Origin of the sequence: Clostridium sp. ATCC 25772 (genome assembly GCF_001573875.1) — a bacterium.
GTDB classification, from domain to species: Bacteria; Bacillota; Clostridia; order Clostridiales; family Clostridiaceae; genus Clostridium_J; species Clostridium_J senegalense.
This window is the reverse complement of the sequence record NZ_LFRG01000230.1, coordinates 1-507: the sequence shown is the minus strand read 5'-3', so window position 1 is coordinate 507 and position 507 is coordinate 1. Positions and strand designations below refer to the sequence as shown.

The following is a 507-nucleotide window of genomic DNA, read 5'->3' as shown; positions in this document are numbered from 1 at the left end:
AAAAATAAAAGAAATAATAAAAATAGCAAATGCTAAGGGGATATCTGTAGAAGCAGAAGTTGGTTCTATAGGTGGAGAAGAAGATGGTGTTGTTGGTGCTGGTGAAATAGCTGACCCTAATGAATGTAAGTTAATAGCTGATTTAGGTGTTGATATGTTAGCAGCTGGTATAGGAAACATACATGGTCAATATCCAGAAAATTGGGCTGGATTAAACTTTGATGCTTTAGAAGCTATAAACAATGTTACAGGAGACATGCCATTAGTTTTACATGGTGGAACAGGTATACCTGCTGATATGATAAAAAAAGCTATATCTTTAGGTGTTTCTAAAATAAACGTTAATACAGAGTGTCAATTAGCTTTCGCTGCTGCTACTCGTAAATATATAGAAGAAGGAAAAGACCTACAAGGTAAAGGTTTTGACCCTCGTAAAGTTTTAGCTCCAGGATTTGAAGCTATAAAAGCTACTGTTAAAGAGAAAATGGAATTATTCGGTTCTATAAA

Annotated in this window: 1 protein-coding gene; it reads left to right on the top strand. The window is 34.3% G+C overall.

Annotated features, from left to right (window positions below; translation table 11 throughout):
• A partial coding sequence (locus AZI32_RS17730; RefSeq protein ID WP_206406661.1) for a class II fructose-bisphosphate aldolase occupies positions 1 to 507 on the top strand: 507 nt, incomplete at both ends.